General features: G+C 45.8%; 14 protein-coding genes. 10 read left to right on the forward strand and 4 right to left on the reverse strand.

The window, feature by feature from the left end; genetic code table 11:
- Window positions 1-631, reverse strand: a 631-nt coding sequence (locus tag ACJ751_RS22250; protein ID WP_407747731.1) for an MgtC/SapB family protein, incomplete at its 3' end; no start/stop codon positions are given.
- A gap of 157 nt (window positions 632-788) precedes the next feature.
- Between ACJ751_RS22250 and ACJ751_RS22255 the strand changes: the two genes are divergently transcribed.
- The 6 genes from ACJ751_RS22255 (at window position 789) to ACJ751_RS22280 (ending at window position 9,242) form a co-directional block, all read left to right on the forward strand.
- Complete coding sequence (locus ACJ751_RS22255; RefSeq protein ID WP_407747732.1) at window positions 789-1,658, forward strand: aldose 1-epimerase family protein; 870 nt, start codon at window positions 789-791, stop codon at window positions 1,656-1,658.
- A gap of 215 nt (window positions 1,659-1,873) precedes the next feature.
- Window positions 1,874-3,124: an ABC transporter permease gene (locus tag ACJ751_RS22260; RefSeq protein WP_407747733.1), complete on the forward strand. Its 1,251-nt coding sequence runs from the start codon at window positions 1,874-1,876 to the stop codon at window positions 3,122-3,124.
- A gap of 260 nt (window positions 3,125-3,384) precedes the next feature.
- Complete coding sequence (gene tsaD / locus ACJ751_RS22265) at window positions 3,385-4,428, forward strand: tRNA (adenosine(37)-N6)-threonylcarbamoyltransferase complex transferase subunit TsaD (protein ID WP_407747734.1); 1,044 nt, start codon at window positions 3,385-3,387, stop codon at window positions 4,426-4,428.
- 102 nt (window positions 4,429-4,530) lie between these two features.
- Window positions 4,531-5,187 (forward strand): tRNA1(Val) (adenine(37)-N6)-methyltransferase, encoded by a 657-nt coding sequence (locus tag ACJ751_RS22270; protein WP_407747735.1) that lies wholly within the window; start codon window positions 4,531-4,533, stop codon window positions 5,185-5,187.
- 268 nt (window positions 5,188-5,455) lie between these two features.
- On the forward strand, window positions 5,456-6,367 hold the full coding sequence (locus ACJ751_RS22275) for a hypothetical protein (protein WP_407747736.1): 912 nt from the start codon (window positions 5,456-5,458) through the stop codon (window positions 6,365-6,367).
- Between the two features lie 52 nt (window positions 6,368-6,419).
- A complete protein-coding gene (locus ACJ751_RS22280) occupies window positions 6,420-9,242 on the forward strand; it encodes a CHAT domain-containing protein (protein ID WP_407747737.1) in 2,823 nt (940 codons plus the stop codon).
- A gap of 669 nt (window positions 9,243-9,911) precedes the next feature.
- Here the strand turns inward: ACJ751_RS22280 and ACJ751_RS22285 are convergent.
- Window positions 9,912-10,685 (reverse strand): tetratricopeptide repeat protein, encoded by a 774-nt coding sequence (locus ACJ751_RS22285; RefSeq protein WP_407747738.1) that lies wholly within the window; start codon window positions 10,683-10,685, stop codon window positions 9,912-9,914.
- A gap of 7 nt (window positions 10,686-10,692) precedes the next feature.
- The gene (locus ACJ751_RS22290; RefSeq protein WP_407747739.1) at window positions 10,693-11,334 is read right to left on the reverse strand and encodes an RNA polymerase sigma factor; all 642 of its coding nucleotides are present in this window, start codon (window positions 11,332-11,334) and stop codon (window positions 10,693-10,695) included.
- Window positions 11,335-12,097: 763 nt separating this feature from the next.
- On the opposite strand from ACJ751_RS22290, the gene ACJ751_RS22295 reads away from it, so the two are divergent.
- Genes ACJ751_RS22295 through ACJ751_RS22310 form a run of 4 tightly spaced genes read left to right on the forward strand, consistent with a single transcriptional unit; the run spans window position 12,098 to window position 13,857 of the window.
- Window positions 12,098-12,448 carry a helix-turn-helix domain-containing protein gene (locus tag ACJ751_RS22295; RefSeq protein WP_407747740.1) on the forward strand — a complete coding sequence of 117 codons (351 nt, stop codon included), beginning with the start codon at window positions 12,098-12,100 and terminating at the stop codon, window positions 12,446-12,448.
- Between the two features lie 59 nt (window positions 12,449-12,507).
- A complete protein-coding gene (locus ACJ751_RS22300) occupies window positions 12,508-12,978 on the forward strand; it encodes a hypothetical protein (protein WP_407747741.1) in 471 nt (156 codons plus the stop codon).
- Between the two features lie 32 nt (window positions 12,979-13,010).
- Window positions 13,011-13,469, forward strand: a complete 459-nt coding sequence (locus ACJ751_RS22305; RefSeq protein ID WP_407747742.1) for a hypothetical protein — start codon at window positions 13,011-13,013, stop codon at window positions 13,467-13,469.
- Between the two features lie 40 nt (window positions 13,470-13,509).
- Window positions 13,510-13,857: a helix-turn-helix transcriptional regulator gene (locus tag ACJ751_RS22310; protein ID WP_407747743.1), complete on the forward strand. Its 348-nt coding sequence runs from the start codon at window positions 13,510-13,512 to the stop codon at window positions 13,855-13,857.
- 21 nt (window positions 13,858-13,878) lie between these two features.
- On the opposite strand, the gene ACJ751_RS22315 is transcribed toward ACJ751_RS22310, so the two are convergent.
- Entirely contained in the window at window positions 13,879-14,397 is a 519-nt protein-coding gene (locus ACJ751_RS22315) for a hypothetical protein (protein WP_407747744.1), read from the reverse strand.
- Between the last annotated feature and the right edge of the window lie 642 nt (window positions 14,398-15,039).

Genomic DNA, 15,039 nt, shown 5'->3' on the forward strand with positions numbered 1-15,039 from the left:
AAAACACAAATTGCTGCACGGCCGCATCATTCAGGATGTGACTGATAAAAGCCTGGTGGTTCTTTTTGGAACCGCCAGCATCCCAGGTAGCCCTGCAGGTTTGCTGGTTACGGCTTAACCTGCCCCGTTTATAAGTGAGGTCGTACCGTTTCATCAGGTCTTCATAATGCTCAAACACCTTGTCCTGATAAGTGCAGGTGATCTCGTACGTATGCACCCGGTTGATCCGGTCGATCCATTCTTCAATTATTTTGAAAAATTGCAAAATGCCCACCAGCACAATACAACCCGCCAGGGCTATATACTGATGACCGGCGCCCACTCCTACGCCTAATGCAGCGGTGGCCCAAATAGTGGCCGCCGTGGTAACGCCGTTAATGCCGGTTCCACCCCTAAAGATCACCCCGGCACCCACAAAACCAATACCGGTTACAATATTACTGGCGATACGATCAGGCGAGGTACGCTCGCCGATTTCCATGGAAAAAATGGTGAACAGGGTAGCTCCCAAACAGATCAGCATCAGCGTGCGCAACCCCGCCGATTTATTATGATATTCCCGTTCGGAACCAATAATGCCTCCAATTAAAATAGAGATGAGCAGTTTTGTTACTATATCGAAAGTATCCATCCATTGAAGGTATTAAAAATCAGTTAACGGGTTAACAGGTTCACAAGTTACCTCCTTAAGGAAAACTGCTTTGATTGAACTATTGCTTTGTTATTTCGTTGTCAACGTGTTAACTTGTCAACTTTTCAACCTGTCAACATATCAATTAGTTTCCACCATGTTTACAATCGAAAACAACCAGCTAAAAGCCGTTATCAATGCCAAAGGCGCCGAGCTCACCCAATTGATCTTAAAAGAACATCAACTGGATTATATGTGGGGCGGCGATCCGGCCATATGGGGCAAACACTCACCGGTGCTGTTTCCCATTGTAGGCACATTAAAAAACAATACGTATTACTACAACGGACAGGCCTACCAGCTGCCCCGTCATGGATTTGCCCGCGATAAACAATTTGCAGTAGAAAGTCAATCCGCCGATACCATTACATTTTTATTACGCAACGATGCAGAAACTGCTACCGTGTATCCCTTTGCGTTTGAGTTTCGCATCCGCTATACCCTGGTTGATAATTCCCTGGCGGTTGCCTATGAAGTGGTAAATCCCGACAAGGAAGACCTGTATTTTTCCGTAGGCGCCCATCCGGCCTTTAAAATCCCGCTGGCGCCGGGAACCGAATACACCGATTATTATTTACAATTTAACCAGGTTGAAACCACGCCGCGCTGGCCCATTTCACCTGACGGGCTGATAGAACAAACGCCTTTACCCTTGTTACAAAACACCAATCGCCTCAACCTTACGAAAGACCTCTTTCAAAAGGATGCACTGGTATTAAAGGGCATGCCTTCAACTATTGTAACCTTAGGTTCCGGTAAAACACCCCGTGGTTTCCGGTTCGATTATCCCGGTTTCCCTTTCCTCGGCATCTGGGCCGCCAAAAACGCCGATTTTGTTTGTATAGAACCCTGGTGCGGCATAGCCGACAGCGTTGCCACTACCCAGCAGCTTCAGGAGAAAGAGGGAATCAATAAGCTGGTTGCCGGGGAAACGTTTACGCGCTCCTGGACAGTTAGTTTATTATGATAATTAAATAGCAGGTTATTAGGTTTGTAAGTTATTGAGTTTGTTAGTTTGTTAGTTATTGAGTTTTGGGTTTAAGGTGCTGCTATTATTCAGGCTGTCCGAGGTGGGGCGTTTGCCGTTTCACGTTTGACGATTCACGAACTACCGCTTACAATGCAAAACAACCATAAACCACAAAGGCTCAATAAAAAACGTCCATATTCTTATATTTGACTATGCGCCGAGTCCTTGAAATTCTGGGCAGTAGCCTCAACTTAACCTGGCAGGAATTTAAATCCCACAAAATTCGCACCTTGCTGTCATTGACCGGGGTGGCCTTTGGTATTTTTTGCATTATCAGCGTGCTGGCCACGGTAGATAGTCTTGAGTACCAGGTTCAGAAAGACATTCAGGCGCTTGGCACCAATACCGTATACATCGATAAATGGGTGTATGCCGGTGGCCCCGACTATCCCTGGTGGCGCTATGTAAAACGCCCCTCCCCCAGCTCAGAAGAAATGAGGCTGCTGAAAGAAAAAGTACCTGCCGCCTCCAACGTGGCTTTCAATATCAATACCAACAGTTATGTAGGGTTCGAAAACGATGTCATCAACAGTGTGAACTACTATGGCGTCACTGAGGATTTTGTAAATATTCAACCCGTAGAAGTTGAACTCGGCCGTTACCTGCAACCCGCCGATTACGACTTTGCCGCCAATGTGATCGTAATGGGTTATACCATTGCCGAAACCCTTTTTGGCAAAGCCGAAAAAGCCGTGGGTAATACCGTTATTCTGAAAGAAGGCAAACGCGCCCTCGTGGTCGGACTGATAAAAAAACAAGGCAAAAGCTTTGTAGGCGGCTGGGAATACGACAACAGCATTCTGATGCCCCTGGGTTTTATGAAACAAATGGTGCGCGAAAAAAACAGCAATCCCATCATTATGGTGCAGGCCAGACAATCGGTGCCTATGGAACAGCTGCGTGATGAACTTACCGGCGCCATGCGATCGATCCGCAAACTGAAACCCACGCAGGAAGATGATTTTGCCCTGAACGATATCGACGCCTTCAGCAGTTTTGCCAGTGAGATCTTTGGCGGCATCAATAAAGGCGGCTGGGCCATTGCCATTCTCTCGCTCGTGGTGGGCATGTTTGGGGTGGCCAATATCATGTTTGTGACCGTGCGCGAACGCACCTCGCAGATCGGACTGAAAAAAGCCATTGGCGCCAAACGCTCCGTTATATTGACCGAATTCCTGCTCGAAAGCGCGTTCCTCTGCATTATGGGCGGGCTGTTGGGACTTTCCATAGTATTCGCACTCACCCTGGCCTCCAAAGCCATCTTTGGGTTTACAGTGTTTATAGCGCCCGGCATCCTTATTCTGGCCATTTCCATTTGTATTATTGTGGGCGTACTCGCTGGTATTATCCCGGCTTCTATTGCTGCTAAAATGGATCCTGTGGTAGCCATTAGGAGTAAGTAAATCGTGAATCGGCAATGATGAATGTTGAATCGACTTCGGTAAAGGCTTATGTGAACAGGTGGGCTTTTCGGCAAACGGGAAACGGCAAACGGCAAACAAATACAAAAATACTGAGCCTCACTGCGTTCGATGCTGCTGCCTTATCGTTCAGGACACCAACTAACGAACTAACAAACTCAATAACTTAAGAACTTACGAACCTTGAACTTTGAACTACATAGTCGCCTTGTTCCCAGGTTGCCTTTCTTTATCTTTGCGCCGTGAGCATAACAATTTTAGCAATCGAATCATCGTGCGATGAAACTGCCGCTGCTATTTGCCGCGATGGCGTCATTCTTTCCAATTTTATTGCCAATCAAACCGTGCATGAACAATATGGCGGGGTAGTGCCTGAACTGGCGAGCCGCGCCCATATGCAAAATATAGTGCCGGTAGTGTATGCCGCATTGCAAAAAGCCAATCAGCAAAGCGGTGAACCTACCGATGAATCATCGATTCATAACCTGTTACAAAGTGTGAATGCCATTGCCTTTACCCAGGCGCCAGGTTTGATCGGCTCCCTGCTGGTAGGCGCGCAATTCGCCAAGTCGCTGGCGCTGGCGCTGAATGTGCCGCTTATTGCCGTGCACCATATGCAGGCGCATGTGCTGGCCAATCTCATTGAAGACCCCAAACCGGAATTCCCCTTCCTGTGCCTTACGGTAAGCGGGGGGCATACCCAGATCGTACTATGTGAATCGCCGCTTTCGCTGAAAGTGATCGGCGAAACCATGGACGATGCCGCCGGTGAGGCCTTTGATAAATCCGCCAAATTATTGGGACTGCCCTACCCGGGCGGACCGCTCATTGATAAATACGCTCAAACGGGTGATCCCAACCGGTTCAAATTTCCCGAACCACAGATCCCCGGGTTGAATTTCAGCTTTAGCGGTCTAAAAACCGCCATCCTGTATTTCCTGCAGGAGAACACGGCCAACCATCCAAAATTTATAGAGGAGAACCTGGCCGATATCTGCGCCTCCATTCAACACCGCATCATCAGCATTTTGCTGAACAAGGTAAAAGCCGCGGCCCGTACTACCGGTATCGATCAGATCTGTATTGCCGGCGGCGTAAGCGCCAACAGCGGTTTACGCAAAGCGCTTACCGAAATGGGACAGAAACACAATTGGCGCACCTTTATTCCCGCCTTTCAATACTGTACCGACAATGCCGCCATGATAGCAATGACAGCCTATTATAAATACCTGGAGAATGATTTTACTGAATTAAGCAGTAGTCCTACAGCCAGGGCGGAATGGTAAGTTAGATTAGTTTTTTAGTTCGTTATCAAGAATAACACCCTAAACGTGTCCAACTCATATTTCCAGTTCAAACAATTTATAATAAACCAGGAGCATTGTGCTATGAAAGTATGCACCGATGCCTGCATCCTGGGCGCGTGGTTCCCGGATAAAATTCCACAGAACTCCACAATACTCGATATTGGGGCAGGAACCGGTTTGTTGATGATGATGCTCGCTCAACGCTCTCAGAACGAGATCCACGGCATTGAGATCGATGGGGCCGCATACCAGCAATTACAGGAAAACACCAGCCAAAACGACTGGGAACAACGCCTGACCGTATTCCAGGGCGATGCCCGCACCTTTCAATTTCCGCAGAAATACGATTTTATTATTTCCAACCCACCCTTCTTCGAATCCGATCTCCTTTCGGCCAATGACCGGGAACAAATAGCCAAACACAGCACCTTTCTTACCCTCGAAGAATTGATAAAAGTTATCGACGATAACCTGCAACCGCATGGTTCGTTTGGCATCCTGCTCCCCTATCATCGCTGGGAATATTTCGATCAGCTCGCCAATCAATACAGGTTTTCCCTTATAGAAAGACTGGTGGTAAAACAATCGCCCAGGCATGCCCCTTTCCGGGCAATTTTACAATATACCCGTAGCAATGCCGATTTTGCAACTACCCATGACCTGACGATCCAACAAATTGATCGCGTTTACACCCCGGAGTTTGTAAAATTGTTGAAAGAGTATTATCTATACCTCTGAGGAACAGGATTTGCATTTGGTGGAATGGGAATAGCTCTAGACAGAAGCATATGGTTAAGAGCAGCTGTTATTGTAATTTAGGTACAAATCATTAGCTGTTAATTCATGATAACCAGTTGAATAAATAGCAGTGTAATATATATTCGTGTATTATTATCCAAAAATCGAATATTTGTCTGTTCGTATCCGTTTGAAATGCGGTGATACACGCTGGCGCCCAACCAAACCTTGTCTGAAAGTTTGATTCCCGCGTAAAACCGAAACATACATGAAAAGCAGACTGTGCACTTGTCTACTATTATCACCATTGGTAATGTTATTTGTATTTGTTGCCTGCAACAAAGCAAGTCGTTCAGGAAATGATACTGAAACAGGTACCGATCCGCTTGTGGATACGCCTGCCAATGGAAATGTTGTACTAAGTCCGAACCAATGCCCCAATTCGCCTAACTATGGGGACAGCATCATTTACCTGCAACCGGTAAACGGACAATACATGGTTAGTCCAACTAATAACACCGGTATAACCGGAACCTATCTCTCCTGGCCCGAAGGGCTCAGCCTCAATAAAAATACCGGTGTCATCAACGTATCCAAAAGCGAAACCGGCGTACGTTACCTGGTTGGTTTTGTAAAAGATGGCACCCACGATACCTGCGTCAGCCAGCTGATCCTGGGCGGAATTACCTACCTCGACAGTATTTACGTGATCGGGAACAACGACACGCTGGCCAAACCTGTTTTTAACGCCAACCCCGTGGCACCTCCCGCTTGCGATCCAAGTGACGATAGCGACTATCCCGACAATAACGGAAACGGCAACAACAAGTGCTCGTTCGATAACAATACGCCGGGGTCAAAAGCCAATGACCAGAAATTACGCGTGCGTACCAAGAACGGTTTTATCAACCTGAAAAAATCACTCACCGACGGCCTTTTTGGCCCCAACGTAAAGAACGGTGACACGAAAACTATAAATATCTTATATTCTCTCAACGACAATAGTAAAAAAGCACAACAACAGATCTCGGTAAAGGTGGTGTATTACGATAAGGCAACGAACATTCCTGCGTCCCTGATCAATGAAGTGCAATTCAAGCGGACAAACTTGTTGAGCTACCACATCGTAAATGGCAAACCGCGGCCACCATTACTCATTATTGCCGGGATCGCCCAATAACGGCTATATTATATCCAAACACCATATCTTCGCCTAACCCATGGGAAAACCGGTGAAGGCAACAATACGGGGCATCGTATGGAAAGGCTGGCTATTGATGGCCACCTGGCTGGTTTGCTCGTACCATACCGGCAACCCGGCTCAACCCCCGCCCGCTGTATTGGCATTGTATAAAAAGGCTGACCGCCTCTTTCATTTATCCAATCCTACCGATGCTACCGACAGCCTGGCGATGGCCGCTTATGGACAGATAATTGCACTGGCCGGAAAAACCGGTGAAGTGCCGGATTCCATGCTGTTCTACGCCCATAAGCATATGGGCATTCTGCTGGATGTACAAACCAGTTATTCACCTGCCATCAAAGCCTATCTGCAGGCTCAACGCATAAAACAACAGCACCCGCAATGGAGCGATTCCCTGTTATACGAAATAGCCGAGCACACCGGTTCTGCCTGGTATCACCTGAACAATTTTGATTCGGCCAGTTATTTTTTATTGCAGGCCGAAGCCCTGGCGCAACGCTTTCCCGGTATTCCCGAAAAAGAACGGTTGTATAACGACCTCGGCGTTTTATACTATGAGAACGGCAATTATTTACAAAGCCGCAATTATTTTACGCAGGCGCTGGAGATCATTAATAAAAGACCGCCCAAAGACGCCACCTGGGTGGTGAACATCGAAAACAATATGGCCGCGGCCTCCTACAAAATGGGGCAATACCAGCAGGCGATTGCCATCTACAAAACCATTTATTCGCAAAAAGTATTTACCAGCCAGATCTTTTTAAACCTGGGACTGGCCTATAAAGCCATGGGCAATTACCAGCAGGCGCTGAACTGGTTTCACCAGGTAAATACCACTACCCTGCCGCGGGTTTTTAACGAGCTGGCGCATACGCATTTGTTGCTGCAGCATCCCGATTCAACCGGTTATTACCTGCAGCGTTTTGCCCAATCCACCTCACCCAACAAAGCGCCCGCCAATAGTATGTATACGGGCATGTATTATTTGTACCGGGGCGACTGGCTGATCTATCAACAACAATACGAAGCCGCTTTACAAAGCCTGCAACAGGCTATTATTGTTTTCAGCGGGCATTTCAACGATCATAATGTGCGGGCGAACCCCGTCCAGTTTACCGGTAACTTTACCTCCTACCGCCTCTTTGATGCGCTGTTTAAAAAGGCTGCTACTTTTGATACATTATACAAAGCCACCCATAACGAAACCTATCTGCAGGCGGCCTTGCAAACTTATACCAGCGCTATAGCCCTGTTGCGGTTTATTGAAAAAAGCTACGATACCGACGAAGCCAAATTATTTTTGAAGAACAATAACCAGCAGGTATATAAAAACGCCGTGACGGTATGTTTACAGTTACATGCATTACACCCCTACAAAGGCTATGCACAGCAGGCCTTCGTTATGGCGGAACGTAACAAAGCATCGGTGATGTATAGTGGCATTATCCAAAAAGGGTTCCGCAAATTACCCGGTATCGATCCCGCCCTGGTACAACAGGAACGGAACATCAAATACAACCTGGCCCGTTTGAGTATCCGCAGCGATCAAACGCAGGACAGCGCCGCCCTGGTTTCCCTGGCCAATGAAAAAGCGGGGTATGAAATTCAACTGGCGCAGGTGCAGCATGCCCTGGAGCAAAACAGTTTGTATTATCAGCTCAAATACAATGAAACATATCCCCGCCCCGATTCGCTGCAACAATACCTTGGCCGGCAACAGGCGGTGATTAGTTTTTACGCAACCGGCAATACATTGAACGTCTTTGTTATTACCCGGTCGGGGTTTCAACAAGCGGGCATCGATTCATTTGCGTCCATGCAACCTGCCATTACGCATTGGTTAACGGCTTTACAAAATTCCGAAAACGGCCGCCGCTTCAAAGGCGCGCCCTGGGGCCAACAATTGTACCGGCAACTGGTAAAACCATTGCAGGCGTTAACCGGCGGCGCCACAGAATGGATCATTATACCCGATAACATCTTATATTACCTGCCGTTTGAATCATTGCCCGCAGAAGCAGGCGCCCACTCAAAAACCCTGCTGGAAACAACCGAGATCAGTTATCAATTTTCCTCCCGGTTCATAGTAGCGCAGGCGGCCAGAAAGCAGCATGCCAATACCAGTCTGCAAACCCTGGCCTTTGCACCCTTTGCGCAAGCGGGTAAGCGCTTTCCACACCCGGAATATACTTTCATGCAACAATTACCGGCATCGGCACAGGAGATCGCTGATTTGCCGGGGCTCTCCTTCACCAATCAACAGGCCACCAAAGAACAGTTCCTGCAACGCCTGCAGCAATACCCAGTTGTGCATCTGGCTACGCATGCCATTGCCGATACCGGCAACAGCGCGGCCTCTTTTATCGCCTTCTACCCCCAAACGCAGCAACCCACGCAGGATGCCTTGTATCTGGAAGAATTATATGGGTTGAATATGGAAGGAACGCAACTGATTATCATCAGCGCCTGTGAAACGGGGCACGGACAATTAGTGAACAGCGAAGGCGTGCTGAGTCTTACCCGGGGTTTTGCCTATGCGGGGTGTGCAAGTATGGTAAACAGTTTATGGAAAGCCGATGATGAGGCTACTGCTGCCATTTTACATCAATTTCATATTTATCTGCAAAGGGGCTATACAAAATCAAAAGCATTGCGACAGGCAAAGCTCGATTACCTGCATAGCAATGCTTTATACAAAACGCCCAACTATTGGGCACATTTAATTCTCACAGGGGATAACCAGCCGTTGGTGCAGGTGGTTACCTGGTACCGTTGGTTGCTTGTTATAGGCGCAGTGGTGGCAGTCTTGTTGGGAATAGTCTACGTTAAAAGAAGAAAAAAGTCGACGTAGCTTACACAGAAATACGGATTAAAATTGCTCTGATGTGTGTACTCCGGACTAATGCAGATACTGCGTTATCCTTTGAGGTCAAGACGTCGACTTTTAGAGTTTATCCCGACTCCATCGGGAAATATTTTATAAAGAGCGGCTTTGATCGTGTAATGTAAAAAGGTAACCGGACTAGTCCGGTTACCGAAAACTAAATCAGTGTGTGAAATCAGGTGAATACCAAGGCATCCCCAGAGATGCCATTACCTTAGAGTTTAGGGTTAAATAGCGCAAAAAAATTCGTGAGAAATGAACCATCCAGGTTTCTCTGTTATATCCGCCGTGGCGGGTACCCAGGTTTCCGATATTATGATCCGTTCCTCACGAATGCAAAGTTAAATCCGTGAAGATGGAACCATCCAGGTTTCTCTGTTGTATCTGCCGTGGCAGGTACCCAGGTTTCCGATATTATGATTCAGATCCTCACGAATGCGTAGGGATAATCCGTGAAGATGGAACCATCCAGGTTTCTCTGTTGTATCCGCCGAGGCAGGTACCCAGGTTTCCGATATTATGATTCAGATCTTCACGATTGAAAGTATCATTTAAAAGAGCTGTTCTATTAATTAGTAAAAGCTGTTGAAAGAGATGTAACCGCGTAATCGAACTTTTTTTAAAAATTTCTTTTTACTAGCGGTTCGCCTTGATTTTCAATAATTGAAGATCCATCTTTCCCACCTGCATCGCCTGTTGGTGATACAAATGATTTTTATCAGCCCGTATTTGCTGTAACAATATAATAGCCTGCGCGGGATGATTATCGGCCAGGTTGCTCATAGCCAGGTAAAACTGGGCTTCGTCCTGAAAGTAATCATCACCCGTTTGGGAATTGTTACGCAATACCTGTTCAAACAACTTGTTTGCTGCTGCAAAGTTTTGTAACTGCAGGTGGGCCATAGCGGCCAGGAATAAGGCTTTATTATCAGTTAAGGAAGACGAGTTAGCGGCGGCAATTACCCCGTTCCAGTTTTTGTTACGGTATGCCTGCTCTATATCAGTGATGGTAGCCTGCCCTCTGGTAGTTGACAGGTTGTACGCAATAAACGTTTTTTCATACACGTGTGTTGCGCTCACCGTAAAATATTTATAGGCAATTGTGCCAACGATCAGTACTAAAACGGCTGCAGCAACCCGCATAAATGGACGCATTATAACACGTACATTCTTTTTATTAGATGGTTGTAATACTTCAACCGGTTGTATGGTCCTGAAATTTTCTTTCACCGCAGCAACCTGGTCGTACAACGCCGCATATTCCACCGCTTCCACAGCCAGTTGCAGGTATTGCCATTGGTTACGCACTTCCAGATCGGTATTGATCAACTCCTCTACTTCGCGCATTTCCCTTTCCTCCAGGGTTCTGTCGAAAAAATTGATCAGTAAATGTTCATTGCGGTCTTCCATAAATTAATCACAGTTTGTTCACCAGCCGGGCAATCACCGGGTTTTGTTTTATCATTTCCGTAAGTGATTGCAGGCATTTGTATTTTTTATTTCGCACCACCTGTTCATTTTCGTAGGGCAGGTGATGTACAATGTCTTTCATTGACATATTCTCGTAATAGAAAAGGGTGAGCAGTTTTTTACAGGACTCGCCCAGTTTCCCAAGCACTTCCAGGAACTGTTGTCTTACTTCCCGGTTAGCCATATGCTGGCTTACATCCAGCTCAGTCATATCGCGGTTATTCTCAAACACTTTCTCCCGCATTTCGCTCCGCTCTCTTTTTTTCAATTCATTCAACCACAGATGGCGGGCGATGGCAGTTAAAAAAGTTTTTACACTGGCTTCACCGCGGAACTTATCTTTTTTTACGGAGTCGATGAAGGTTACCACCGTTTCCTGAAAGATATCTTCCGCATCGGCAGGCATGCCGCCGTTGGCCAGGATAAAAGCCTGGATAGTTTGTGAATACTGCTGATAAATGAAATAAATGGCGTTGTTCAGCTGATCCCCTCTTCTGATGGCTGCTAGTAATTCCGCATCAGAATACGTACTGCCTTTTATCATAGTAATAGTAAACGCCGGGGTTGTTTTTGTAACCGGCCCGATCACTTTTTATCGAAATTTAAAGATGTCCCCTAAGAAGGGCGCAAAAATAACGAAGGAAGCGGCAGAATCTGTTATAAATCTGTTCAAACTTTGTAGAATAACCCAGCAACTTGATACAGGTCAATAATTTTACGGTCTGCACAATAACCAACCACCATCATATTAACCTAATCATTAATAAGACACAATTTGTCCGCTACCCTTCTGCCATCCGGCCATTCACCCACTTTCATCCAAAAAATGCCTGCTCTTTACTAACCCTTATCCACATTCTAAGAATACCTGCATTAAAACCTGCTATTTTAACCCGATTATGGGCAAAAAAAAATATTTTTCTTTTGAATAAAGGTGAACATACCAGTTGTATTCCCATATATAAACTGCTTTCTTTCAGAAACCCCTACGATATTAGTCTTCAAAACCGGTAGGATATAAAAACACCTTTATTCCGGATTTTGCCAAAACGATGAAAGTCAAAAATCAAAAGTGCAAAACATGAACTGATTGATTCTTTAAATAGTAATGAGCTCAGTAACTTGCATTAGGAAAAGTTGAGACCGAACCCGTCCTTGAGAGCGGGAAGATTTGTAGCGCCCTATCCATTTCATTGATTGTATTGCTGAAGTAGTAAGTTATTACCCTGGTACTTCTTTATTACCTGTTAAGAACAATAGAAAGGCAACGCAGTTTTAGATGAATGTGGTTGCGGACTTATAAAACAAGTTACGGAATGACACTGATCCGCACATTCATTTAAACAGGCGGCATGGCCAGAACTTACAGATATTATAGAAAGGAACTAATGAATGCGGCAAAGGCGGTTAAAAAATTAATAGATGATGACCCAGCCAACCGCATTAGTACAGCTACGCTGGCCAGCGATGCAGGTATTAGTCGCAATTTGTTGCAGATTGTATTCAAATACCGGTATGGCGCGCCCATTGGCCGGTACCGGTTAAGGATACGCATGGCACATGCAAAATACCTTTTAAGCTCGGGCAAATCAATCAAGGAAACAGCCATTACGCTGCATTATTCTTCCATAAGTTCTTTCAACAACACTTTCAGGAACTTTTATGGACAAAGTCCATCAGAGTGGCGGGCACGACGAAGGTAATATAACGTTAACAATAAGCCGCAAATTGGCTATAGTTGGATACCATTAAACCGTTGCAGATGAAACCAGCCAACAAACAACCAGCTGACAATGCAATAGCCAGATTCCTGAAAAGCCAACTGGGGTATTACACCAACCCGTTTGGCGTACAAAGCGATCTGTTGGAAGACGGCGCGTTCAATATGACCGCCCCTTACCCGGGTATTTTATTGGACACAGGGTATGTGATGGAAATTTGTATAGAAGACAGCACCATAGAAGCATTCACCCAATTGACCGGCATTAAAACCGTTGAACAATTACATTTTGCCACGCCGCAACTGCTACTCGAACTTTACCACCAGGGCGCGGCCTTTATAAGCGTGTTGTATGAAAGTGGCGACAGTTGCTGGGAACTGGTTTTCCAGAAAAAAGATGGCCGCATCCAGGTAAAAGACGAAGATGAAGACCTGAAATGGATAGCGCGAAAGAAACTGGAAAAGCCGGCCGATCTTATCAATTATGTCACCAACTATTCAAAGAAACACTGATACACTAACCATTCATAAACCTTTGCCAGGAGATGACGAGGGCAGCCAAACATATATATACGCTTTTAGATGACCATTTAGGCATCTACGACAATCCCCAGGGTATTGAGTTTATAATGAACCTGGATGATAGTGTATTTGTGGTGAGCCCCATTAAGCCGCCACCGGAGCCCTATGTTGACTACGGCTTGATATACCCCTGCCAGCCCTTCAATACATTTATAGACGATTTTCATTTCTCCGGCACCCGTGCTTTACAAACCATGACCCAGGACAAGATGTGGGCCATGTACCATAAAGGCAAGGCCGAAATTTACTGTACCCTTGTAGTAAGGGTCATCATGTATGCGTTGTATTTCCGCCTTACGAAAAACAACCGGATGATCGTACGTGATGATTACGACCGGGAACATACACTGGAGATGGTATTTACCAGTCCGCTGCAGTTCCTGGAATATACCGAAAGCCACTTCTACCAGGAAGGAGGTTAAACAAGGCTGATTTTATCGTTTACCAGTAAACCAATGTAAAATGAAGACTGAAAAGATGTTCAAGCGGCGGGTACTGTCGGCAGTAACCTGTTACAAACAAATATTGGACGACGAATGCAAAATTGGCCAGCAGGCCGCCAAACTCTCCCTGCAATTAGGCGTTAGCCGAAATGTATTACAAGAAGCATTCAGGAAATTATATGGCGAAACCATTCGCGAATACAAACTGCGGATAAGGATGGAGCGAAGCCTGCAGCTACTCGATGCCGGGGCGAACCTGAAAGTAATAACCCGGCAATTGGGCTACACAAAGATCCGCGCATTCACCAGCGCCTTTAAAAAGCACTATGGTTACACCCCCACGACCATGGCCAAATCGTTGACTTAGAATATAATGGCCCTAAACAGGTCAATTCTTACGCAAATACTTTTTTGGAATTTTTACTTTATCAGTCTCCAATGTCCAAAGCAGGTTGGCAATCCACCACCTTTTTCCAAAATAAACTAACTGATAGCTATTTATTCCCCGGGCTTCCTCATTTTCAGAATCTTTACCATAAAAGCTTTGAAATACATTTGCAATCCCGTTAAACTCATCAATGGTTTTACCCGTTTCATATTCGATGTAGCCTTTTTCGTAATAGTCGTCATGCATAAGTTCTATAAAACCATCAAGACTAACTGTTTCGGTCGGTCGCTGCAAAGAATCACTGTTATTTAAAATTGTAAATGTTGCAGTAGGCAAAAACAAGTTTCGTAAAGCCTTCCAGTTTCTTCTCTTACCGCTTTCGCCAGATTGAAGTTTCAGTACTTCTTTTACAATGCCGTCAATAGATTTTACCGCATTTGTGTCTGGCGACATAATTTCCTGTGCTTTTAAAGTTGTTACTGAATTGAAAAAGAAGAAGAGGGCCAAAATTATTTTCATCGTCAATTAATTAGCAGTTTTGAAAGCCAGTTGAAGTTATGTGTCATATAGAGGCCACTGTTGTATTGGCGTACTATATGTACATTTAAGTAGATGAAAGATAAAGCTTTGGCTGTACAGAACAAAGGAATGTCATCGGAAAAAAGCATTGCAATTGCCGAACATATACGAGCCCGGTCTGAACCGGGATGTATGGGATGGAAGGATGTTTGAGATGGTGACTTGCGATGCACTAAACTACAATTTCTCCCACCCTTGTCCCGACATGGTCCAGGGCATGTCCCGGACTTCTCCCACCTTTCACTGGAGAAACCGGGAAAAACCGGGAGAAGTGTGGGAGAAGTCATGGATCAGTCTGCCAGGAGGTCTGGACCGGAATGAATGGGAAGGGTGCCTGAGAGTTGCCTCAGGATGCTCAGGGAGTGGTCTAACAGTGGTCTAACGGTTGTCTAACAGTTGTCTAACAGTTGCCTGGGAATGGCCTATAGCACTAGAGTCTCCAGGCAATACGTAGGCCATTCCCAGGCAATACTTAGGCCATTACCCTACCATTCCAGTACCATCGAACTACCATCTTAGTCCAATTTTTCATAACTCATTGATCCGCTCAACATCGGCTTAACTACGGCAGTGGTACGGCTG

It is taken from the genome of Niastella sp., from assembly GCF_045805085.1.
In the GTDB taxonomy this organism is placed as follows: Bacteria; Bacteroidota; Bacteroidia; order Chitinophagales; family Chitinophagaceae; genus Niastella.